The sequence below is a fragment of the Bdellovibrio sp. HCB-162 genome, assembly GCF_047344985.1.
Lineage (GTDB): Bacteria > Bdellovibrionota > Bdellovibrionia > Bdellovibrionales > Bdellovibrionaceae > Bdellovibrio.
This window is the reverse complement of the sequence record NZ_CP178861.1, coordinates 3,048,555-3,071,467: the sequence shown is the minus strand read 5'-3', so window position 1 is coordinate 3,071,467 and position 22,913 is coordinate 3,048,555. Positions and strand designations below refer to the sequence as shown.

Here is a 22,913-nt window from a genome sequence, read left to right as displayed (position 1 = left end):
TTAACCTCTTGTTAGCCAAAGGCTGAGTGGAATGACATATAAACTAATAAGCAGACACAGAGTTCCTGCTGTTTCGACAAGTTTGAACTTTGCTTCGTTTGTCATAAAGGCAAACCAAGATAGGAGCAATAAAGCGGAGCCCGCGATAAGACCAAATAAAACAACTTGTTCTTTCATCAGAATCGCGGCGATCCAGCTTACAAGCTGCAGGAAGATAAGGATAACTGCGACACCTTTTCTGCCATAGACAGACAAATAAGTTTTTAGAATAGGATGTGCCTTTGGATCCATTTTACGTGCGACTTCGTAAGTAAAAAAGCATCCCAAGATCACAAAGCCTGCAAGGTAAGCCAAATCCGAATGAATGGCTTCTGGATTTAAAGAAGCTGCAGCATAGACTAAAAGCAAAACGATGATGATCTGATGAGTGCACGCATAAAGAAACGGTTTATTCGCAAGGCTTTCACCGACGAAGAACTCTTTATACATCAAATAAAGATAAAGAACGGTCAAGGCGTAAGAAATTGCCGAAGCACTATTGAGCAAAAAAGAAAGGCCGGCAAAAACCCACATCACTACAAGCCCTGCGTTGACAACCTTTTTCATTGCCGAAACACTGATCAGTCCGCGAGGTAAAGGGCGCTGCGGATGAGCCACCACATCCTTTGAATAATCTTTCAGTTCATCCATCAAACGAAGTTCAATAAAGAAAAAGAACAAACCGACAAAAGGAATAAGCAGTTCCCACGTCCATGGTGTTTGCGTCACGGCTTTCGCCGTCATGACAAAGCCGCCGACGATCAGCGCATAAGAGGCCAAGGGCAAACGTTCTTTTATAAAACTAAGCCACGCTGTCATACTGTTTTACTCCCGCAAAATATCCTAATAAAGAAAGTCCCGCCATAAGAAGACCCAACTGAGGAACCCATTGTTGTTGAATAAAATAGGCCCCTAAAGGGGGACATAAAACTTGAGCCAAGGATTGAAGAGAATTGGAGAAACCCAATGCCAAACCTTCTTCTGATTTGTGCAAGCTTTTGGTCAGTCGGCTGGTCACCGTCGGACGAATCAAAGAGTTGCCAATACCGAAAACTCCGCAGGCCACAAAAAATAAAAAAACGTTTTGGGAAAGACCAACACCGACGTAGCCCAACAATGTAAGAATGAAACCTGTAGAACTTAGATTTTTATCGCCAAAACGTTTTTCCAGTTTCGGAAGCATAAAACCTTGAATAACGATGCCGATGACACCAAGAGCTCCGAAAAGATAACCGATTTCAGAAGGGCCGTATTTTTCTCCATGACTGTTGGTAAAGCGCATTTCCATGATGAGGCCCAAGCCCGAAATCAGAAAAGCAAACGAACAGAAAAAGAAAATAAACTGTAAAAAACACTGGCGAGGACGTGGTTGAATAATGAATTTTTTAATGACGCTTCCCAAAGCCGGGCCTTTTCCTTTTGATGGAAGACCTTTTGGAAGCAAGAGGGTTGTCAGAAGAATACTGACGCAAGAAAGCGCGAAGCTAGAATAAATCGGCACAGACCAATTGATTTTCGCCAAAGCTCCTGAAATGGCAGGGCCTATGGTTAAAGCGAGACCGAAAACCGCACCGAAAAGACCGAAAGCTTTGGTTCTATTTTCATCTGCTGTGGAATCGGAAATCATAGCCTGCACCAAGGATAAATTTCCGGCGCCAATGCCCGAAAGAATGCGCGCAAAGAAAACAAACCCAACAGTTTGCGCTGAAGCGAGAAAGAAAAATCCGCTCGCCAAAAAGAACTGACTTAAAAGTAACAAAGTCTTTCGACCAAAACGGTCCGAAAGACGGCCTAATACAGGACTGAAAATGATTTGCATCGCTGCGTAGGAAGCGGTGATTATTCCTGTTTCAAAGACGCTGGCTCCCAATTTGATCGCAAAGAACGGCAAAAGCGGAATGATCATCATCATTCCGAGGATGTCGACAAAGACAATCAAAAGAAGGGGAGTCAGGCTTTTCCAATTCATCGTGGTGTGATTTTAATATCCATCGTCGGACCTGGCCATAAAGACCAAGTTGGTTTTGGTTTGATTTGCGAAAAATTCGTGATCTCAAATTTATATCTTTGCACAATGCGACTCATCGCAAAGGTCATTTCCATAAATGCAAATTGAAAGCCGATACATTTACGAGGGCCACCGCCGAACGGAATGTAAACTTGTTGATGGCGCCCTTTAAGATTCTCGGGCAAAAAGCGGTCCGGATTAAATGTCATGGCATTTTCCCAGAAATCACCACGACGATGCGCCACCCACACTCCTAAAAATACGGTAGAATTTTTTGGAATCGTGTAACCGCCAATCACGTCTTCTTCAAGGTTGTCGCGAGACATGATGTAGTTCTGAGGATAAAGACGTAAAGTCTCTTCAATCACACGTTTGATGTAATTAAGATTTTGCAAATCCATAAAGCCAGGCGAGCGCCCTTGCAAAGCCGTATCGACTTCGGTAACGGCCTTTTGGTAAATATCCTGGTGGGCAAAAAGATTATATAGGGTCCAGCTCATTGTGTTGCCGCTGGTATCTGTTCCACCCAAGAACATCGTCAAAACTTCATCGCGAAGCTGTTTGTCGGTCATTCTTGCGCCTGTTTCAGGATCTTCAGCATAGACAAGCATTGAAAGCAAAGTGCCTGAGGGATTTTCTCTTTGTCGTTCTTCACGAATCATGCGGTAAACGACGCTGTCTAAGAATTCCATGGCTCTTTTAAATTTAATATTGGAAGGCAAAGGCAAAGACTCAGAAATGTCCAATGGATTGAGAGTGCGATCTACCGTAAATTGGAGCGCGTATTTAAAAGCTTCGATGATGTCGTTGATTTCTTTTTCAGGAACTTGAGATCCCAAAAGAGCACGGGCTACGATTTCCATTGCAAGTCGCTGGAATTCTGTAGTGGCTTCAATCAATTCGCCTTTTTTTCTTTTTTCGTCCCAACGATCCAGCATTTTATCGACGTTATGAACCATCAGCTCTGAGAGTCCACTTAAGGCTTCGCGATGCAAATGCGGATTCATTTTACGACGTTGTGTCAGCCATTCTTCGCCTTCGCTGGTCGCAAGTCCTTTTCCAAGGTAGCCACTGGCTTTTTCAAAGGTGCGGCCTTTCCAGTATTTTTTGTGGTGACTTACCAAAATCTGCTGAAACAAATCAGGGTGAAAAATGATGTAGCTTGTGCGCACACCAAATGGAAGCTTAACGATTTCGCCGTATTTACGATGAGTTTCTTCAAGATACTCCAAGCGATTCCAAATAAGTTTATGAGTGTTCGCCGCAAATTCTAAAAATGAAGGTCCTGGTACTTTGCTCATAACGTTCCTTACAAGTCCTTTTTGTAAAGTGTGTATTCGTGCGTCCACAGGTGTTTTTGTTTTTTACCGTAGGACTCGCTTTGATTTCCGGCCTTCACCAGGGCGGAGATCGTTTTTTCCAACCCCTTTGGTACGGCAGTGATAAGACAGTGGTGAAGCATGGCGTTTGAAAGGCCATTTCCTCTTGCAACAGGATCAATGCCGACTGTCTTAAGTACGAAATAGTCTTTTTCGATGATATTGAAAAAGTAACCAACATCTTCTCCACTCGGTGAGACTGCAAAAACAGCATGCTCTAAATTTTCTTTCTTAGCCAGAGGAACATAGAATTCTTTGAAATAGTCTAGGGGCACAGGCTCAAAGAGAAAATTCTTTTGAAACGCCGCCATCGTAATACGGTGAAGAGACGGAATATCTTTTTGCAGCATTTGTTCTGCGATCAAGGGTCTGAATGAAAAACCTTTTTGCAAAGCTTTTTCGTAGTCCGCTTTCGTGCTCTCGAAAAGATCTTTCAAGCCCGTGTATCCATTGGTGTGATAAGATGCGTGGTTTTGAAAGCCAAACGATTCAAAATATTCAGAATAAGAACGAGGATGGTTTGGCTCCCAAGAAAAAACCTGTGGGTCTTTCCAATCCGTGCGGAATCGGTAGGGAAGCCAAGTGTTTAAATTCACAGGTCCTACTGCCGCTTTGACACCTTTTGCACGCAACCAGGAACTGGCTTTCTCTAAAAGAGAATGCGCCGTTGATTTATCTTTTGCTTCAAAAAAACCAAGATAGCCGTGATCCTTATAGAACGGCGATAAGTTCGCACCAATGCGTCCAATGACGTTGTCATTCTCAGTGGCGATCCAGAATTCGCAAGGGAATGGTAATGGCCGACTGAGCAGAGCTTGAGTCCAAGCCTCCGGCGCCATACCGAAGACTTCCTCTGTTGTGCGCAAGAGAGAAGGTGTTTTCGCGAATAAAGTGTCGAACGCTGATTTATCTGATGTTTCAGAGCGAGCTAAGATTTTAAAGGTCATGAAGACCTGCCTTTTTTAAACTTTGTAAACGGTCAATACGGGCACGGTGTCGTCTGTCGCGAATAATTTTAGCTTCGTGCACGGCTTGAATGACCGGGAATGTTTTTCTAATTTCCAGTTCTTTACCACTCAGATTTTCTCCGACTAAGCAAAGACCGGTTCGGGATTTATGAAGAAACGCTTTGCTGGATTTTAAAAATGCGTACACTTGTTGCTCGAGTTCAAAATCTTCCAAAGATTGCTGACTTCGACCGGAATACCACCAGCCTTTTTCATCCGAGACAATACGGTCACCCATCGAATGCCAGACATGTCCTTCTGAGTCTTTATGCTTGTTCTTTTTATTTTCTTCCGCGTTGCCAATGTACTCAGGGCAAACATGAGGACCTGTCACCCAAAGGCCCGTGTCTTCAAATTTTGATTGAATTTCAGAGGCCGGATGACCGACGAAAAGTGTTTGAAAATATCCTTTCCCTTCAGAAAAAGAAACGGCTTCACGCGCATCGGCGTGAGCGACGGGTTCAGCTTCACTGCTTCCGTAAAGATGCAGAAACTGAGACTTGGGCCAGCGTTTAAAAGCTTCTTTGAAAATCCACGTGTCGGTCAGTGCGCCACCGACATGAATCGATTTAAGCTCAGGTAAAATATTTTGATATTTAAAAAGCTCTAACAAAAATGCAGGGCCCGTTGTCAGTGTCACGGGTTGCTGTTCTTTGGGAAGGGCAAAGATGTGTTCAAGCTGAGTCTTTTTCCATTTCGGATTCACAATCACAGAAGTGCGGCCCGCTGCTAGATTCGCTAACGCAAAGTTAGCAAACAAAGTCATATCGGGACCGTCATGTTTTGAAAGCCCGAGGGAGTGATCCAAAGCATGATACTGGTCAACGAGATAGCCTTGATTGCGGCGCACGCCTTTTGGTTTGCCCGTAGTTCCCGTTGTGAAAGTGATAATGCCAGGAATCTGGGGATCGACGGATTCCGCTTTGAAATCGGAAGTCGACTCTTTAAAAAGATTTGTTACGTGCATCCAACGGGGAATGTGACGAATGGAAGAAACGCGTAGACCCCAGAGGTATCCCCACCAACGAGTGACGAAAAGTTTTGGTTTTACCAAATTAATAACGTGTTCAATGTCTGTGACTGGCATCCACGGCTCGACCAGGATGACCGAAACCCCCATACCTAATGCAGCACAAATGATCGCATAGAGTTGGGGAGTCAAAGTTTCCAGAAGCAGCAATGAATCTCCAGCTTTGAGATTCATCTTTCGCAAGGTGACTTGGGCTTTACCGCCTTGGTGCAGAAGCTCGGCAAAAGAAATCTGCTCCGTCGGAGAAAGCCAAATGGCCGTCCGCTCGGGATGTTCTTTTGCCTTTTGCGTAAAGAGCTCGACACAATTCATGGCGTCCCTAAGTCGTATTAAACATATAATTCTTCGATTTTATCCTTAAATTTTTGATCCAACACTTTGCGCTTCACTTTCAAAGAAGGAGTAAGTTCTCCGCCTTCAATCGTGAATTCATTGGGAAGAACCAAATACTTTTTAATACTCTCGTAACTTGCCAGTTGCGCATTGGCATCAGCGACAGCTTTGCGGGCAATATCTTGCACAAAAGAAGAATTCACCAAAGAATTCCAATCGCTGTAGCTGACATTCTTTTCTTTCGCCAATTGTTCAACGGAAGGGCGGTCCATCGTCAGCAAGGCCACGATGTATTTCTTCTGATCGCCATGGATATGCACATGCGCGATATATGGAGAAAGTTTTAACAAGCCTTCAAGGCGCTGAGGTGCCACGTATTTACCACCGGCCGTTTTAATCAAATCCTTTTTACGGTCCGTGATCTTTAAATCACCGCTGGGAAGAATTTCACCGATATCACCCGTATGAAACCAACCGTCTGTGAAAGCTTCTTTCGTTGCTTCCGAATTCTGATAATATTCTTTCATCACCTTGTCGCTTTTAACTAAGATTTCTCCGTCTTCAGCAATTTTTAATTGCACTTCGCCAATCGGACGACCGACGCTGCCAAAGCGATAGTTAAAAGGTGTATTCACAGTGATCGCCGCTGTTGTTTCTGTCAGACCATAACCTTCCAGAATTAAAATTCCTGCAGAGTGAAAAAATAAAGCGATGTCTTTTGAAATCGGAGCACCGCCGCTAATAGCAAAACGCAAACGACCGCCAAAAGCTTCCGTGATTTTTCCTAAAACCAGCTTGCGAGCCATTTCGTATTTTACCAAAAGATCCAAAGGCAGTATCTGTCCGCTCATTTTGTATTCGCCGACTTTTTTACCAATGGAAAGAGCCCAATTAAAGACTTTCATCTTCAATGGCTGTGTTTGTACTTGCGCCCAAATAGCCGCATAGATTTTTTCAAAAATACGCGGAACAGAAACCATGATAGTTGGACGAATTTCCGTAAGATTGCCACGAATCTTTTCTAAGCTTTCGGCGTATGCCATTGTGAAGCCAATATACAAATGACCCCAATGTTCGATACGGCCTAAAATGTGAGCATACGGAAGGAAGCTCAGTGAAACGTCTTCTTCTTTGGCTCCACAGAAAGGAAAAGCCTCTGAAACTTCACTGAAAGCCTGAAGGTGAGTAAGAACCACGCCCTTCGGTCTTCCCGTTGTTCCGGATGTATAAAGGATCGTTGCTGTGTCTGAAGCTACGATGGTTTCGCAAGTTCTACGATATTGATCGGGATGTTTAACCAAATAGTCTTGTCCCATTTTATGCACACGATCCCAAGTGATGGCATCGGGATTAGGACAAGTGTTTTCGAAGACCACCAACTTTTCAATCGTCGGGCATTTGTCTTTAACAGCTTCGAAAATTTTCAACGGGCCGCGAGTTTCACAAACCAAAACGCGTGCCTGACAGTTATTTAAAATATACTCAACATCTTCGGCCGTATTGTTCTGATAAATAGGAACGGTGATCGCTTTGATACCGAAGATCGCAAGATCCATGACGGACCACTCGTAACGGGTATTCGCCATGATCGCAACTCTATCGCCTTCTTTGATCCCCATGGACAGAAGGGCAGAACCGACATTTTCTACATCTTGGTAATACTCCGGCCAAGTTTTTGAAGTCCATGAACCATTGGTTTTAAATTTCACAGCGGTGTGATTGGGATTACGACCGCGCATGCTGAGAATAGAATGTCCCAAAGTGGTGGGCTTCGTCATGATGATAACTCCCAAGTTGCAAATGTATAACGAAGGGGATTACTTCAAATACAAGTCTAAAATTTTTCGTTGATCCGCAGGAACTGTGACAGTGGTTTCTGCTGAAAGTCCTGTTGTTTTGTTGCGTGCTTGAATCTTAACACCGACTTCCGCTTGGATGAGATAAGCATCTCCGGAAGGTTTGATGTTAACAGGAACTCCGGCGATGCGAAGTTCAGGATTAGCTCCACCATTCACAATGTTGATGATGACTGAAGCCACACGAGGAAGTCTTTGCATCGTTCCCGTGAATGAATAAGCTTCATAAGTCGGAGTGATTGTTGTCACTAAATCCGTATAACCTTCTTTAACAAGGCGAAGGCTAAATGGCGTGTTGGCTTTCACAGTTTTGCGAGCGGGAGTAAATTCACCCGTATCCACGCCGTCAATAACAACACGAGCGCGGTCTGGATTACTGTAAAGCGTGACTGTGTATTCAGGAGATGTCGCAGACAAATCCGTTTGTTGAATACCGTTGGTGTTGCTGGCTTGGTTTTCTCCACCGGAAGTCACTGGCGCCATCCCAACAGCGGCCGGTGCTTTGTTAGGAGATTTTTTCGAAACAAAATTATTAAATACCCACCAGCCACCGATCATAAGGATCAAGCCGATCACAGCCTTCATCGCCATGCCCGTGATATTTTCTATCGACGATGCTGAGGACGCTGACTTCGGAATAGCCGGGCGAGTTCCCGCATATCCTCCAGAAGGAGTGCGAGTCATCGTGTTGTTGCCTGAGGCAAAGGTTCCCGTAGCTTGCGTGCGAGTTTGCGTGATGTTGGTATTCGTATGAGTGTTGGCTGGAGCCGCTCCCGTGGGACGTGGAGGTGGCTTCAAGTTATCCAGGTTCACGCGAATATCTGTGGAAGTATCCAGATTCAATTTATCATCATCACTGGATTCTGCGGCTGCGGGTGCAGCTGCAGGAGGACGAGGTGCTGAGTTGCCGCGAAGATCCGTCTGTGTCACAACGGTTTTATCTTCCGGATTGTTTCCTTGAATTTTTGCGAACTCAACAAGCTTGCGACGTTGTTCAAGGAAGGCCGCAGAAAATGCGTTCTTCATGAAAACGCTGAAGTCGTGAGGAGAAAACTCAGGGTATTGCGTATTCAAGAAACGATTCAAATCACGGTGCAAGGCTGCCGCTGTTTGATAGCGAAGGCTCTTATCTTTTGCCAAAGCTTTATTAACAATTCTTTCCAACTCCGGAGGAACGGAAGGATTGATCTTACGGATGGAAGGAACTTGGCACTCGCGGATTTTTCTTAAGATCGCCGCTTCACTGTTGGAAGTGAAAAGACGGTCATTGGCCAAAAGCTCCCAAAGAACGATACCTAAAGAGAAAATATCAGTGCGTGGGTCAATGGCTTGACCGTCAGCTTGCTCGGGACTCATGTAGCCGTATTTCCCTTTCAGAGTTCCGGCTTTTGTAGCTTCGAGCTGTGTTTCTGCTTTAGCGATACCGAAGTCGATGATTTTTACTTCACCTTCAAAACTCACCATGATGTTTTGTGGACTCATGTCACGGTGAACGATGTTCAAAGGTTTTCCCGTTGTGCCGTCGATGCAGCGGTGAGCGTGATCAAGTCCGGCAGCCACTTCTTTCATCATGTAAACGATCTGTTCGATGATGAATTGTGTGTTGGACTTTTTAAGCTCATTGAGAATTTGACGAAGATTTCTTCCTTCCACGTATTCCATGACAAGGAAGAACTGGCTTCTTTCCACACCGAAATCGTAAATTGAGACAACGTTTCCGTGATTCAGGTTCACGGCGATCTTTGCCTCTTCTTTAAACATCTCAATAAATTCTTGATGATCGGAATATTGGGGAAGGATGCGTTTGATAGCGACAAACTTATTGACGCCAACCGCTCCCGTTGACTTAGACAGGTACACTTCGGCCATGCCGCCTGCAGCGAGACGCTCTAGAAGAATGTACTTACCAAACTGCTCTACGGGCTGAGACATGAATTCCTGTTCCCCTTTGAGAAGTCTATCGGTAAAATAAAACTAATCCTTAAGGAGATTTGTCTATGAAATGGATAGGACTGACCGGAGGTATAGCTTGTGGCAAGAGCACCGTGAGCCGTATGCTTAGAGAACATTCCATTCCTGTCATCGATGCCGATGAAATTGCCAAAGAAGTTGTGAAATCAGGATCTCCCGGACTTAAGTCTGTCATCAACGCTTTCGGGAGTGAGTTTCTTTTGGAAGACGGATCTTTAGATCGTCGCAAATTAGGACAACATGTTTTCGGTCACCCGGAACTTTTGCATCGCTTGGAATCGATTCTTCATCCCTTGGTGCGAGAGGAAACCCGCCGCCGCCGTCGTTTGCTTGAAGGAATGAATGAGCCTTTGGCTATTTACGACATACCTTTGCTTTTCGAAACCAAAGCTCAAGATCAGTTTGATGGAATCATCGTGGTGAGTTGTACAAAGGGACAACAGCGTGAACGTCTTTTACGTCGCAACAAGTGGACGGAAGATGAAATTGAGATGCGGATTGCTTCGCAGATTCCGATTCAGTTCAAAGAGCAAGAAGCTGATTTTGTTTTGCACAACAATCGCGACGAGCAACATCTTTTAAAAGAAGTCGACCGTTTGCTGGCGTGGATTGAGAATCAGAAAATAGAAACTTAGAAGGAAAAATTATAACCGAATTGTGCAAAAATATCGGGCCCCGTGATCGCGTATCCGACGCCAAATTCAGAGATAAAACTTTCTCCAAATCCAATCGAACCGCGAAGTCGCAAACGGCGGATTTCAACAAGTCCACCCAGTTCTCCAGAGCCTTCTAAAAACATATTTGCCGAAGCTCGCACATAGGGCATGTAAGTTTCTTCAGGGCAGCAATACCAACGCCGTCCCACCGAGATGCCGACGAAATTCGCCTTGTTCACTTCAACTTGATAATCCCACACAGGGAGCGATTCGTTCATCGGAATATAGCGTAAGGCTAAAAACGGTCCCTGATGATATTCGTCGCTCTCGATGTAGTTTCCTCCCGCAAATCCCACGGAAGTGTTTAAGTAAAAAGTAGGGCGGTCCTTGATCATGGACGGGGTGACGGTTGCGAGCAAAGGATCATCTTCCGCAGAAAGCGGTGTCGTTTCTAAAGTGGTCGTTGTTTGAGGAGCTGCCAATGTGGCAAAACCGCTCAAGACCAAGGTCAAAAAAAAGAGAGGAAGAAAAACTCGCATAAGACAAAGTATAAATTATGTCTACAATCAAGTTAACGAAAAATTTGGAGGCAAAAATATATGTCTAAGCGAGGATCGTTGTTCCTCACAGGCCTTATTGCTCTGTTAACTGGACCAGTTGCATCAGCAGAAAGCATTAGCACAACCATTCATCACCATTATCAGGCACCACGTGCGTTAGGAATGGGCGATGCTTTTGTGGCCGTTGCCAATGATTACACGGCGCTGTTCTACAATCCGGCAGGTTTGGCGAGAAGAGAAGACGGGCAGATCAATCTTTCCATGAGCTTTGCGGGAACTCCGGGAGCGATGGATTTTTACAATGAATACAAAGACATTGAAGAATCCAATAAGACGGAGTCTGAAAAGCAAACAGCTTATTTACAGCTTATTGAAAAACACTATGGTGATGTCTATTCAATTCGCGCGGCTCCACTTGAGGGCGTTTGGGTCAGACCTAACTGGGGAATGGCATTTATTCCTTTAGATTTGAGCGTTGAAACAGCAATGCACAAGCAGATTGGTCCGACGCTGAACACGACAGTTTATGCTGATACCACTTTGGCCATGGGCTATGGCGATGATCTTCACTGGTTTGATCATGGCCGTCTTTCGTGGGGTATCACTGGCAAGTTTGTGAATCGTGGATTTTTTAGTGAACCTATTGCTGCCATTGATCTTGCTCAAAGCAGTGAGATCGTTAAAAAAGAAGACCTACTTGAAGGATACACGGTGGATGCCGATTTAGGATTGTTGTGGACACCCGAACTTCCTGATTCGGGAATTTGGTCGGTACTTCGTTTGGCGCGTCCTACATTTGGAGCCGTCGTTCGTAACGTCGGCGAAGTAGGATTCGGGCAAACTATGAAACTTCTTAATAAAGAAAAACAGGATGGCACTCCTGAAAAACTTTATCGTGTGGTGGATTTAGGATCTCGTTGGGAATACCCGTCCATGTGGATCTTTGGTGGTCGTGGTGTTCTTGATGTTCGTGACCTCGGACATCCGGATTTCAATTGGAGAAAAGGCGTTCACTTAGGTTTTGAATTCGATTGGACAGTCAGTACGTGGTGGAAAGGGCAGTATCGTGTGGGTCTAAGCCAAGGCTTCTGGACAGCGGGATTGTCGGCGGAGCTTGGGATCTTCAATTTGGATGTTGTGAGTTATGCGGATGACGTTGGAACGAAAAATACGCCAATTGAAAGCCGTGTGTATGCGACTCGCTTGAACTTGGATTTCTAGAATATAAAGACATTGAAAATAAAAAAGCCCGCTTTATTAGGCGGGCTTTTTGTTTTTTTGGAGATTGCTTATTTAGTTCTTCCAGTTTTGTAGCAACTCTTTACCGATCGCAACGAGTTGAGCTGGATCTGTTGTCGCAATATCGTATCCAGAGTTAGAGACTGCGGAAGTAATCTGACCGCAAATCTCATCGTTTGTGCTAGTGCCAGAGCCGCAAGTCGATGTGTAGACTGTTTGGATTGAAGTTACGATTGTTGTAACGGTGGATTCAGCATCAGGATCATTAGCGTTAAGACCCGTAATTAAATCATTAATAGATTGTGTAATTTCGGCTGTATCACAGCCTGAAAGATCCGCACCACAAGAACCCATTGGTGCAATGCTTGCCAGTGTCGTCGCACTTTTCGCCATGGCTGCAATCAACTTCATTCCGGCACTTCCTGATTTATTGCAATCGCTGAATGTGGAATTGATCGAGCTGACGCTTGGAAACGTTAACGCAGATAGCATTCCCGCAGCTCCCGCATTTCCATTAATAGCATTTAAAGCATTAGAAAGATTTTCCGGGCTTGTGACTTCCGCACCGATAAATCCAGCTGCGCAGCGAAGGGCGTAAGCTTTTTCCGAAGTCAGTCCTTCAATTTTACTCATGCAGGCTGTTGCAGAAGAAGAGTCTGTCGCTTTGTCGAGGCAGAACTGCGCTTCCGCCAACATGTCTTTTTCTGTTTGCTCAGCTTCGCATCCGGTAAGTAAAGCTGCCAAACTCATAGCTAGAATCGTCGCTGTTGCCTTATTGAACTGCATTGTCTTTCTCCTTCTGAGAGTCCGATAGATATAAATACTTATCGGAATTACTACGTAGGTCTTAACTCATAAATGCATAGGAATGTGTTGCCTTTGAGATGGCTGGTCTTTCGACGGTATTTTCTCAAAGTGTCTCAATATGAGTCCGGGATCTGCCGATAAGTTTTTCGATATAGTTCGAAAACCTTTAGCGAGGTATCTATGAAAAGGATTTTGTGGATCGCGCTCATACAGATTTTCTTTGTGATGGCATTTGCCTACGATGCGAATGCGCGTGAGCGTCACAGTTTTTATTCAGGTGTTCGTTGCCTTGGAATGGGCGGCGCTTGTATTGCAGTTACAAATGATGAAACGGCTTTGTTGGTCAATCCCGCCGCTCTTGGAAAACTTCGTGATTTTTATGGTACGATCATCGACCCCGAGGTGGAGTTCGGTTATCAAACGCAAGGCTTTTATGGTGAAAAGACATTTGCAAATCCTTACAGCCTTGAAGATGTCGCTCCAGCTTTAGATAAAAAACGAAGTGCCTACTATCATGCCAAGGCTCAAGTTTTTCCTTCCTTCGTTGGAAGAAATTTCGGTATCGGTCTTTACGGTAACTATTTATTAGATGCGGAGATGTCGAACGATGGTTCGACAATTGATACTTACTATCGCAATGACCTGGCGTTTGTTTTGGGATTCAACTTTCGCTTCTTTGATGGTCGTATCAAGCTTGGCTTTAATACGAAACTGATCAATCGTATCGAAGTCGACAATCCCTCGCTCAGTTCGACGGGGCCTCTTTCTTACAGCTCCATCGCAAGTGAAGGCGTGGGGCTTTCAACAGATGTGGGTTTGATTCTTTCGGCTCCGTGGCAGTATCTTCCAACAATCACAGCCGTTGTTCGTGATGTGGGTGGCACAAGTTTCGATCAGTCACATGGTGTCCGATTAGACACAGCGACTCGTCCCAATCTGGTAAAACAAGATGTAGATGTCGCTGCCGCAATCTTTCCGATACATACAAACTATCTTCGTTCGTCTTGGACGGTAGAGTACCGTGGCTTATTAACATCAGGTGATGAGCCTGACAAAGCGAAGTTGCTTCATGCTGGGATGGAGTTCAACTTCGGAGATGTGTTCTTTTTCCGTGCCGGATATAATCAAAGGTATTGGACTGCTGGTATGGAACTGTCATCAGAACGTTTTCAGTGGCAGGTCGCGAGTTACGGCGAAGAGGTCGGCACAGTTGACACACCTAAAGAAGACAGACGTTATACATTTAAGTTCGCGTACCGCTTTTAAGGATGAATATGAAGTACAGAAACTTAATGATCATTCTCTTGTGCCTTCTGCTGACCACCTCGTGTGGGCAGCCTAATGTGTTGACTGAGTATTCCAATACCGACTCAGATGAAGCTTTATATCTGGATGCAAAAAACAAAATGGATGATTTCGATTGGGATGGTGCCATTGACATCATGACCAATGAGCTATCTGCCAGCTATCAGGCTCGAAACGATGTGAAAACAAGCCTGATGCATGCGTATGGCGGTAAATGCGGAATTTCTTTTTTTGACCTTATTCATAATTTAAGCAATGTGACTTCGACAAAAATGTTTGAGTTCGTTCTGCAACTTTATGCAAATAAAGTCGTAGATGTGACGGCCTGCGACCACGCTATCACCGTTCTTAAAAGCATTGGGGCGACAGCTGCTGAAAGAACAAATCAACAAAATGCTTTTGCGGCGATTCTTGGACTCACTCGCATGGCGACAACGATTCATGCAAAGTTTGATACCGAATCTTCAGGGTTAGGAAACGGTATTGTCGATGCGGGGGCAGATTCTTGTCCTATCGCTGACGTCGCAGGACGCTTGTCAGATGCAGATATGAATCGAATCATCGCAGGCTTGGGGCTTGTGTTTGAAAATCTTTCGGCTCTAGGTGATCAACTCACAGGAGGAACTGCGGGTTCTTCATTTGATGCCGCTAAAACTTTATGCGAGACAGCGGTGCCGACTTTGGATAAGACAACACCACAATCTTTAGATCCCGGTGTTCCCGCTGGTATCAGTTGGACGGACTTAGGACACACAAATCCACCGACATGGCCCGACTTGGGATTGCCTGCAGATATTGCCGATCCTATCAATTGTTTAAATACCGATGAATCTGCGGTGACAGATAAAATGCGTCGTATTTTTAGAAGAATGATTAAGGATGCCAACCTCGGTGTGGGAATGGCGGCCTCTTGTAACATTGCAAATATTTCTTTTGATTTGAATGCTCAATCGCCACCGAAAGTGGACGTTACAATCGACTGTTGTCCGGGGCTTGCGAAACCATGAGAATTTTGTTTTTTGTTCTTATTTTATTTTCTAGCAACTCTTGGGCGCAGTCCTTAGGAGATACCGCGCGCTCTATTCGCGCTCGCGGAATGGGCGGAGTCTACGTGCCATTCGTAGGCGGTGCAGACGCGTTGTTTGTGAATCCCGCGGCTCTTGGAAAAGGTTCTGTTCTCGATATCAAGTTGATGGAACTGACAGTAGGAACAAACACGGAGCTTGTAGAAAACCTCTCTGCATTTCAAAGCATTGATGCTAACGACCCCTCGACCTTCAATCAGTTTTACGGAAAAAAAATGTGGGCGCAAGCGACTGGTAAAGCTGCCGTTGCTCTGCCGTTCATTGCTCTAGGGTATTTGAACGACAGCGAAGTGTCCGTTGAGTTGCACAATCCCGCGTTTCCTCAGTTTGAAACTTATTTTAGAAATGACGAAGCAGTTTATTTAGGCTCGGCTTTTCCGATTGGCCCGGCGACATATGTGGGAATGAGTTTAAAAAGAGTCAATCGCTGGGGAGGAAACACTCAAGAGTTGGCTGTTTCAGACGTAGCAGACGCTTCAAGTCTTCAAGACATCGGAACTAATTTCCAAAATAAAGGAACTGGTTACGGATTGGACTTAGCTATTTCGACAGAATTGCAGGCGCCTGTTTTAAAACCAACCTTGGCCCTGGTATGGCAAGACGTTGGAAGCACCGCCTTTAAACAAACAGCGGGAAGCGACGCTCCTCCTCACATTGAGCAGAACCTTACTTTTGGCGCAGGGCTAGGAGTTGATTTGCCGGGTTTGGATTTAGCGTTGGGACTCGAAGCAAGACATTTGATGGAGCCTGATATTGAGTTGGGAAAGAAAATCCACGTGGGTGCTGAGATTTCTTTGCCAATGATCGATTTACGCGCGGGTTATAATCAAGGATATCTCAGCTATGGTGCGGGAATTAATTTATTAATATTTCAGTTAGATGCAGTTAGTTACACGGAAGAGACAGGGTTCTATCCTGGTCAAGCTGGAGACGCTCGTTATATGGTGAGTCTCAGTTTTGATTTAAGCTTTGATGCTAACTTCAAATTCACGGATAATAACGGCAAGAAGAGAAAACTAAAACAACGCCGGTAATCTAGAAATGCTGCAAATTATTCCGATAGAAAGTCGATCTCAAATCACCGAGATCTTTGCGAAATATAATCCACGGGAACAGTCGTGGCTTGTTTCGGATTTGCGCACAAAGTTCGAACTTCAACAAAAAATTCTGGGTCGTGAAGGTCAATACATCGACGAATCTGTTTTGCGTGCAAGTGACCTTTGGAAAATTCTTTTAAAGCGCTTAGATCCAGGTCTTCGTTTGGTGAGCGATCCTTTTGCCAGATCTCTTCTGAGAACAATCATGGATGAGCATGCCGAAGTTTTAGGTGTGAACTCTTCTGCCGAAGACACGGTCTTCTCGTACATCGATCAAATGGCGGCAATCATTTTCCATCCGGAAGGGACATCTCGCCTGGAAGAGTGGTTTGCGTCACACCCCGAGTCCATGAATCGCTGGAAGGAATGGTATTTAAGAGCGCGTTTTTGTGCTCTTAAACTTCTACAAGATCATCGCATTATCACAGCCGACTGGATCACGGCCTATCTGCAAAACTTCAATGAGCTTGAAAGAGTTTGGAATATTCCGTTGATCGTCGATTTAAGTGGCGAGATCTCTCGTGTGGAAGCTGAAATCTTGCGCGTGCTTTCTCGCTCCGTAGATGTTATTGTTTTGGAACCTAATCCTTCTTGGAAATCCGATTTCCATTTTCTTTTAAAACCCTACGAGGATTTGCGGGCGCAAAGCCAAAAGATTGAAACTCTTCCTGCTGTTGCTAAAAAAGAAAAGCGCGTTGAAGTTTTACGCTTCTCCGGAATGCTTGCGGAAATCAAACACAGCGTCGGACAAGTTCGTGAATGGTTGAATGCGGGAATCGCGGCAGAGTCTATTGCTGTGATCGCTCCTGATATCGAAATTTATTGGCCTGTCTTGCAAGCTTATCTTGAAGAGGAAGGAATTCCTGCACAAAAGGATATCACTCACAAAGCACAAAGCTTACCTTCGGTCACTCGTTGGCTGGCGTTGCTTCGTTCTAAGAGTGGTCGCCTTTCGAGTTCGGATTTGGAAATTTCTTTTTTTGATAAAGAAGAGTCGCAGCAGCTTCGCTATGAAGAATTTAGATCTTTGTTTAAAAGCCTCTATGTGAATGAAGATCTTGCACGCAATGATATTGTCTATAAAGTTTTTCACGAACAATTAGACCTTACAGGTCTTTTGGGGCGCGACGAGTTTGTTGCTAAGGCCCTGCTTTACTGGAACTCTTCTGAAACAGATATTGTTCAAGTGGTCTTGCGCGAACTTTTGCAAAACGCTACGAGCTCTACAAAACTGATCTGGAAAGAATGGCTAAGTTATCTTGAAAGCATTGTCGCCGCTAAAGAATACACCTTAGAAAAAGGAAATCCTCGCGGTGTGATGGTGACAAAACTTATGTCTGCGCACAGTGAAAAAGCTCAGTACCGTATTTTCATTGGCTTAACGGACGAATCTCTGCGCGGTCGAAACAAGACACAGCTTTCGGGGCAAGATTACTTCGAACTTGCGAAAGATATTGGTTTTTACTTGGACAATCCTGATCAAAGTGATCTGGAGTTTGAACTTCGTCTTTTGGCGGAGGCTGAAAGTGTTCAAGATATCTATTGCTTTGGCGCGACGGATTTAAGTGGCTCACTTTGTTCTCCGGCGACTTTTTGGATGAGTCTTAAGGGAGATCACGAAAAGCTCACGCTTCCAAAAGAGACGCGCTGGGATGAACTTCAGCATTCTGAAGAACGCGGCGGTCGTCCATGGATTGTCTCGCGCAAGGAAAATATTCAAAAGCGCATTGCTCAGGATTTAGGAAAGTTAGAGCCTGAATTAATTTCTTCTTCAGAGCTTCCGCGCATTTCCGCTTCTGCAGTAGAGAGCTTCCTTGAGTGCCCATTTATGTTTGCGGCACAAAGATACTTTAAACTCAAAGATCTTCCTGACGTTGATTTAGATGTGGATCACCGCACGCGCGGGCAATTAGCCCATGCTCTTTTTGAAAAGCTGACGGTGGAGCCTATGCGCTTCGACCGGAAGGCAGAAGAGCTAGAATATATTCTTGAAGCTGTCCGTATTGAAAAGAAACTCCTTTTTGCTGACGAACGATTGTGGGTTCCTTTAAAAAAGAAACACATTCAATTAGGTTTAAGATTCCTGGATTTTGAAAAGCGCTGGCGTGAAGAGTTTAAAAAGACCCGCACACTCGCGCGTGAAAAACGCTTTGAATTTTATTTTGATCCAAAAACGGAAGAGATCTCGCGGGAGCCCAAAGACAATTGCTTCCGCATCTCAGGGCAGATTGACCGTATCGACGGCGATGACAGCAATCATTTGGTTGTTGTGGATTACAAAAGTTCTGCCGGCGGAATTTCCGCCCACGGTTCGTGGTTTAAAAACCGTGAACTTCAATTGCTCTTTTATATGTGGGTGATCGAGAAGGGACTTCTCGAAGACATCGGTGGCGAAGTTATTGGTCTTTTCTACTATGTCTTTAGAAACTTTGAGCGCAAAGGTTTTAAGATCGAAGATTTAGCAGGAATGCTTTATCCAGCCTCGAAACGTAAAGATAAAAACGCCACCTTTGAAGCCAAAGAACGTTATATGACGGAATTTAGCACCGTTTTAATGTCGACATTGGACCGAATCAAAAAAGGCGAGTGCCAAGCGGAACCTGCCGAATATAAAACCTGCGTAAACTGCGAGTGGAGGCGACAATGTCGGGCACCACATCTGAATTAAAAAACACGATCCTGCGCGCGGGTGCAGGGGCGGGGAAAACGACGACTCTGACACAGACTTTTTTAAAGTTTGCGAGTGATTTTAAAAACAGAAACGGAAAGTTTCCACGCATCGTCGTAACAACGTTTACAAGAAAAGCCACGCAAGAGCTCAAAGAAAGACTTTTGAGTAAAGCCTTGGACGACGGTCGTGATGATTTGTTCCAATACGTGAGTTCTAAATCCCAAGTTCAGATTTCAACGATTCACGGGGTTTTAAGTCTTTTCTTGTCTCGTTATGGTTCTGCTGTTGGCTTAACACCTGACTATAAAATCATGAGTGAATCGGAAATTCGTAAAGGTGCGCGCAAAATCATGCGCAAGTACCTTTTAGAAAATCCGCAGTTGCAGGAACTTTTGGAAGAATATGATTTTCAAACCCTGGAAGGGGCCTTGCTGAAATATTTTGGCGAAAACGTGATTTTTCCGCAGATGAAGTTTATCGCGAAAGATGAACTTCAAAAAGAAGCGGCAAAAATCGTCCAAGATATTTCTGGAAAGCTAAAGCGTGTTTGCACAGAGATCATGCAAGAAGCTTCAAATGAAAAATGGCAAGAGTACGCACAGTCTCTGGCTGGTTTTGATTGGACGGTCTCGAACCAAAACTGGGACGGTTTTTTTGAAAGACTGGATAGTTTCTGGGAGTTCACGTCAAAGCCTGTTTTCCGTAAAGCGACTCCGCCGTTTTCTTTGAGTCTCAATGAAGAGCTTGAAGCTTTGCGGGATCGCATTGATGTTCTTTTAAGTGAACCTCGCTATCGTCCGGCTTTTTGGGAAAAGCACCAAAAGAACTGTGAGCTTTTTGAAGAATTAGCGCGCAATTTCTGTAGGGACTTTATGCAAACCAAATTGGAAAATGGTTTGCTTTCAATGAGTGACCTTGAAACCTTGGCCTTTAAAATAATTCAAGAATCACCTGAAGCTGCGAATAAATTTTCGCACGAATGGGATTTCTGGATGGTCGATGAGTATCAAGATACCAGTCCCGTCCAAGTGGAACTTCTTCGTCATTTGATTGGTGAAAAACCATTGTTTGTCGTTGGGGACCCTCAGCAAAGTATTTATCTTTTCCGTGGAGCGCGTTCTGAAGTGTTCCAGGAAAAAGTACAAGAAATTCAAGACCAAGCGGGGGACGTGCAAATCAAGCTCGTGAACTACCGCTCATCTCCTGAGGTTCTTGAGTTTTTCAATCATTACTTCACGAAGCTAAGCCCTCAGTTTGCGGCGATGACTCCGGCTCCTGACAAAGTTAAAAAAGGAAATGACGATCCGGTCGTGCAAGTCCTTTTAACTGAGACCGGAGAAGATGACGAAACGTCGGCGGAAGTTTTAACGACGGTGGCTAGAATTCAGGAGCTTTTAAATTCCGGCGTGAGCCCTGAGCAAATCTGCGTTTTGGGAAGAACTCATAAAACATTGGAAGACATTGCCAAAGTGGCACAAGAGTACGGCGTGCCATTGCAGCTTCATAGTGGCAGTGGGTTCTATGAACGCCGCGAAGTTTTAGATGCTTTGGCGATTTTAAAGTTTTTAGTGAATCCTCATGACAATGCCAACTTTGTCGCTCTTTTAAGATCACCTTGGCTTGTAATGAGTGACAGTGAGATTGCGAGTTACTGCCACAGTTATAAACATTCTTTCTGGAAGGAAGCTCTAAAGACGTTGGAGCAAAAAGAAGAAAACCATCCGTTAAGAATTTTAAAAAACCTTTTGGCGCAAAGTGAGATCAAAGGACTTTCTTGGACTCTCAAAAAATCTTTGATTGATTTGGGACTTTTCGACTATTCGGCAAAGATTGATTCCACGGGACGACGAGAAGCGAACTTATGGAAAGTGGTCTCTTTATTAAGCCAAGAAGAACGTCGACCTGGATTTAACTTTTTAGATTTCCTCGATTCAAGCCTGGAAACGCTTTCGACGGATGAAGGCGGCGAGGATGCTGATGCAACTCCGGTGATTGAACCTAAGCGTGTGAACTTTATGACAGTGCATGCTTCCAAAGGTTTGCAATTTGATCAGGTGATTTTGCCGGGAATGGGACAAGATCCGCGGAACAGTCATGCGCCTGTTCTAAGTATTCGTGAAATAGATGGCCTGTGGTCCTTGAAGATTCGCAATGAAGAAACTCAGTCCATGGCCGGAAGTATTTTGGCAGAACAAATCACTGAGGAACTTCGGCACCGCGAAAGTGAAGAGTTCAACCGTGTTTTGTACGTGGCTTTGACTCGTGCGAAATCCGGTGTGACTTTGCTGTGGGATAAAAAAATCGGGAAAAAATCTTGGGCGGCTCACTGTCCTCTTAATTTGGAAGAGGGTTTGCATCAGGAAAAAGATTTTTCCTATGTCGTGCGTGTTGAAAATGGTCAGCCACAAAAAATGGCGGAACAAGATCTTGCGCAAAAAGATCTTCGTCCTTTATGGCAAGCGCCGCAGAGTGAGGAAAAAAGAAAATACATTTCTGTTACAGAATTGGTAGCTCCAGAAACTTTGACTGCGGAAGCGTATACTCCCAAAGCAGGACAATTGGGAATAGGTCTAGCTCGCGCCCAACAAGGCACCAATGCCCATCGCCTTTTTGAAGCTTTGAAATACACTTCCTATGAAGAGCTTTTGCAAATTTCTGACGAGGATCTCAAGAAACCGCTTCAGTTCTTGGCGAACACTCAACAAATTCCACTTTTGGAAATCATCGAAAAGGGACACGTGGAGTGGGGGTTTGCTCTAAAATACCAGGATTCCCTGATGCAAGGGCAGATCGACTTGTGGGGTATCGTGAACGAAACGCTTTGGATGGTGGATTATAAAACCGGTTCTCAGCGATATTCCGACACCGCTTTCAAACAATTGGAAGCCTATGCCTGGGCTTTATACCGTATGAAGTATTTGAGTGGTGTTAAAGACATCAAGCTTGCCGTCGTCTATCCAATGGACGAAGTTGTGAAGATTGAAAATGTCCGCAGCCTGGAAGAGATGAACATAAGAATGGAAAAACGCCTGCAAGATTTTTTAGTTGTCTAGATTCTGCGCGTTCCTTATCATTTTTATATGAAAACAAAACCATGGTCCCTGATCGTTCTTGCTTTGCTTCATGTGTTGGCTCCTTTAGGTAATCTTCTTTTGAATGCAGTTCGAGCGGGCAGGACGTTCCCGGCACAATTGCACTACTGGTTTGAAGTTTTGCCGAAGCCGTTGTTGTTCGTCTATGTTGGCGTTCCTATTCTTGCCGGAATTTTTATTTACATTTGCAAACGCTGGAGCTACTGGGCGTATCTGGTGTGTCTTGCTATCATCTTTGCTTCGAATTTATACAGCTACTGGACAAGCATGAACTGGAGCACGCTGATTGCTTTGATCGTGGTTCTGCTTGTGGATCTTTTGATTGTCGCTTACTTCGTAGTACCTTCCGTTCAGAAAATATACTTCGACCCGCGCATGCGTTGGTGGGAAGCGGCACCACGTTACAACTTCAATCATGAAGCCGTGGTGAACGGCTCTAAGGCTTTCATCAAAAATCTTTCTCAAGGTGGAATGTTTATGACCTCGGGTCCTGCCTTGCAATCCAATGACTCGCTGGAAATTTCTTGGAATTACGAGGGACAGGAAACAAAAGTTCTGGGTAAAGTGCTTTATAAATCTCCAGATGGTTTAAGCTGTGGAGTTCGGTTTCAACATACGCCGGAATCCCAAAGAACCGTGAAAGACGTTATTGACAGTCTTCACGCTAAAAAACTAATTGTGGTGGAACGTTTGCCGGGACCTGAAGACAGTTTCGGAGTTTGGCTGAAAAAGCTTTTCACAAAAGGCGAAGGCCTTTTCCCAAAAACAAGAATTTAGA

At 44.6% G+C, this 22,913-nt stretch carries 17 protein-coding genes; 8 read left to right on the top strand and 9 right to left on the bottom strand.

Annotation, left to right across the window (positions count from 1 at the left end):
• From ACLSSO_RS14835 to ACLSSO_RS14805, 7 genes are read right to left on the bottom strand one after another with little or no spacing between them, the layout of a single operon-like run.
• The gene (locus tag ACLSSO_RS14835; RefSeq protein WP_413943276.1) at positions 1-858 is read right to left on the bottom strand and encodes a hypothetical protein; all 858 of its coding nucleotides are present in this window, start codon (positions 856-858) and stop codon (positions 1-3) included.
• Positions 842-2,008, bottom strand: coding sequence for an MFS transporter (locus ACLSSO_RS14830; RefSeq protein ID WP_413943275.1), 1,167 nt, complete (start codon positions 2,006-2,008; stop codon positions 842-844). Before ACLSSO_RS14830 ends, ACLSSO_RS14835 begins: the two co-directional genes overlap by 17 nt.
• Entirely contained in the window at positions 2,005-3,348 is a 1,344-nt protein-coding gene (locus tag ACLSSO_RS14825; protein WP_413943274.1) for a cytochrome P450, read from the bottom strand. Before ACLSSO_RS14825 ends, ACLSSO_RS14830 begins: the two co-directional genes overlap by 4 nt.
• Positions 3,349-3,356: 8 nt before the next feature.
• Positions 3,357-4,373, bottom strand: a complete 1,017-nt coding sequence (locus ACLSSO_RS14820) for a hypothetical protein (RefSeq protein ID WP_295899499.1) — start codon at positions 4,371-4,373, stop codon at positions 3,357-3,359.
• Positions 4,363-5,775 carry an AMP-binding protein gene (locus ACLSSO_RS14815; RefSeq protein WP_413943273.1) on the bottom strand — a complete coding sequence of 471 codons (1,413 nt, stop codon included), beginning with the start codon at positions 5,773-5,775 and terminating at the stop codon, positions 4,363-4,365. Before ACLSSO_RS14815 ends, ACLSSO_RS14820 begins: the two co-directional genes overlap by 11 nt.
• Positions 5,776-5,792: 17 nt before the next feature.
• Positions 5,793-7,574 carry an AMP-dependent synthetase/ligase gene (locus ACLSSO_RS14810; RefSeq protein WP_413943272.1) on the bottom strand — a complete coding sequence of 594 codons (1,782 nt, stop codon included), beginning with the start codon at positions 7,572-7,574 and terminating at the stop codon, positions 5,793-5,795.
• Positions 7,575-7,613: 39 nt separating this feature from the next.
• Positions 7,614-9,584 (bottom strand): protein kinase domain-containing protein, encoded by a 1,971-nt coding sequence (locus tag ACLSSO_RS14805; RefSeq protein WP_413943271.1) that lies wholly within the window; start codon positions 9,582-9,584, stop codon positions 7,614-7,616.
• A 65-nt stretch (positions 9,585-9,649) separates the two neighbouring features.
• Here ACLSSO_RS14805 and coaE point away from each other — a divergent pair, with 65 nt between their 5' ends.
• Positions 9,650-10,258, top strand: coding sequence for a dephospho-CoA kinase (coaE, locus tag ACLSSO_RS14800; protein ID WP_413943270.1), 609 nt, complete (start codon positions 9,650-9,652; stop codon positions 10,256-10,258).
• Here coaE and ACLSSO_RS14795 read toward each other — a convergent pair.
• Positions 10,255-10,779 (bottom strand): hypothetical protein, encoded by a 525-nt coding sequence (locus ACLSSO_RS14795; protein ID WP_413943269.1) that lies wholly within the window; start codon positions 10,777-10,779, stop codon positions 10,255-10,257. The genes coaE and ACLSSO_RS14795 overlap by 4 nt on opposite strands.
• A gap of 99 nt (positions 10,780-10,878) precedes the next feature.
• On the opposite strand from ACLSSO_RS14795, the gene ACLSSO_RS14790 reads away from it, so the two are divergent.
• A complete protein-coding gene (locus ACLSSO_RS14790; RefSeq protein ID WP_413943268.1) occupies positions 10,879-12,060 on the top strand; it encodes a hypothetical protein in 1,182 nt (393 codons plus the stop codon).
• 72 nt (positions 12,061-12,132) lie between these two features.
• Here the strand turns inward: ACLSSO_RS14790 and ACLSSO_RS14785 are convergent, their stop codons facing one another.
• Positions 12,133-12,864, bottom strand: coding sequence for a hypothetical protein (locus ACLSSO_RS14785; RefSeq protein WP_413943267.1), 732 nt, complete (start codon positions 12,862-12,864; stop codon positions 12,133-12,135).
• Positions 12,865-13,065: 201 nt separating this feature from the next.
• On the opposite strand from ACLSSO_RS14785, the gene ACLSSO_RS14780 reads away from it, so the two are divergent.
• From ACLSSO_RS14780 to ACLSSO_RS14755, 6 genes are read left to right on the top strand one after another with little or no spacing between them, the layout of a single operon-like run.
• Positions 13,066-14,151 carry a hypothetical protein gene (locus ACLSSO_RS14780; RefSeq protein ID WP_413943266.1) on the top strand — a complete coding sequence of 362 codons (1,086 nt, stop codon included), beginning with the start codon at positions 13,066-13,068 and terminating at the stop codon, positions 14,149-14,151.
• 8 nt (positions 14,152-14,159) lie between these two features.
• Positions 14,160-15,197 carry a hypothetical protein gene (locus ACLSSO_RS14775; protein ID WP_295899474.1) on the top strand — a complete coding sequence of 346 codons (1,038 nt, stop codon included), beginning with the start codon at positions 14,160-14,162 and terminating at the stop codon, positions 15,195-15,197.
• Positions 15,194-16,309, top strand: a complete 1,116-nt coding sequence (locus ACLSSO_RS14770) for a hypothetical protein (protein WP_413943265.1) — start codon at positions 15,194-15,196, stop codon at positions 16,307-16,309. The genes ACLSSO_RS14775 and ACLSSO_RS14770 overlap by 4 nt, the downstream gene beginning before the upstream one ends.
• Before the next feature lie 7 nt (positions 16,310-16,316).
• A complete protein-coding gene (locus tag ACLSSO_RS14765; protein WP_413943264.1) occupies positions 16,317-19,040 on the top strand; it encodes a PD-(D/E)XK nuclease family protein in 2,724 nt (907 codons plus the stop codon).
• Positions 19,016-22,096, top strand: coding sequence for a UvrD-helicase domain-containing protein (locus tag ACLSSO_RS14760; RefSeq protein ID WP_413943263.1), 3,081 nt, complete (start codon positions 19,016-19,018; stop codon positions 22,094-22,096). Before ACLSSO_RS14765 ends, ACLSSO_RS14760 begins: the two co-directional genes overlap by 25 nt.
• A 27-nt stretch (positions 22,097-22,123) precedes the next feature.
• Complete coding sequence (locus ACLSSO_RS14755) at positions 22,124-22,912, top strand: PilZ domain-containing protein (protein ID WP_413943262.1); 789 nt, start codon at positions 22,124-22,126, stop codon at positions 22,910-22,912.
• Position 22,913 lies beyond the last annotated feature (1 nt).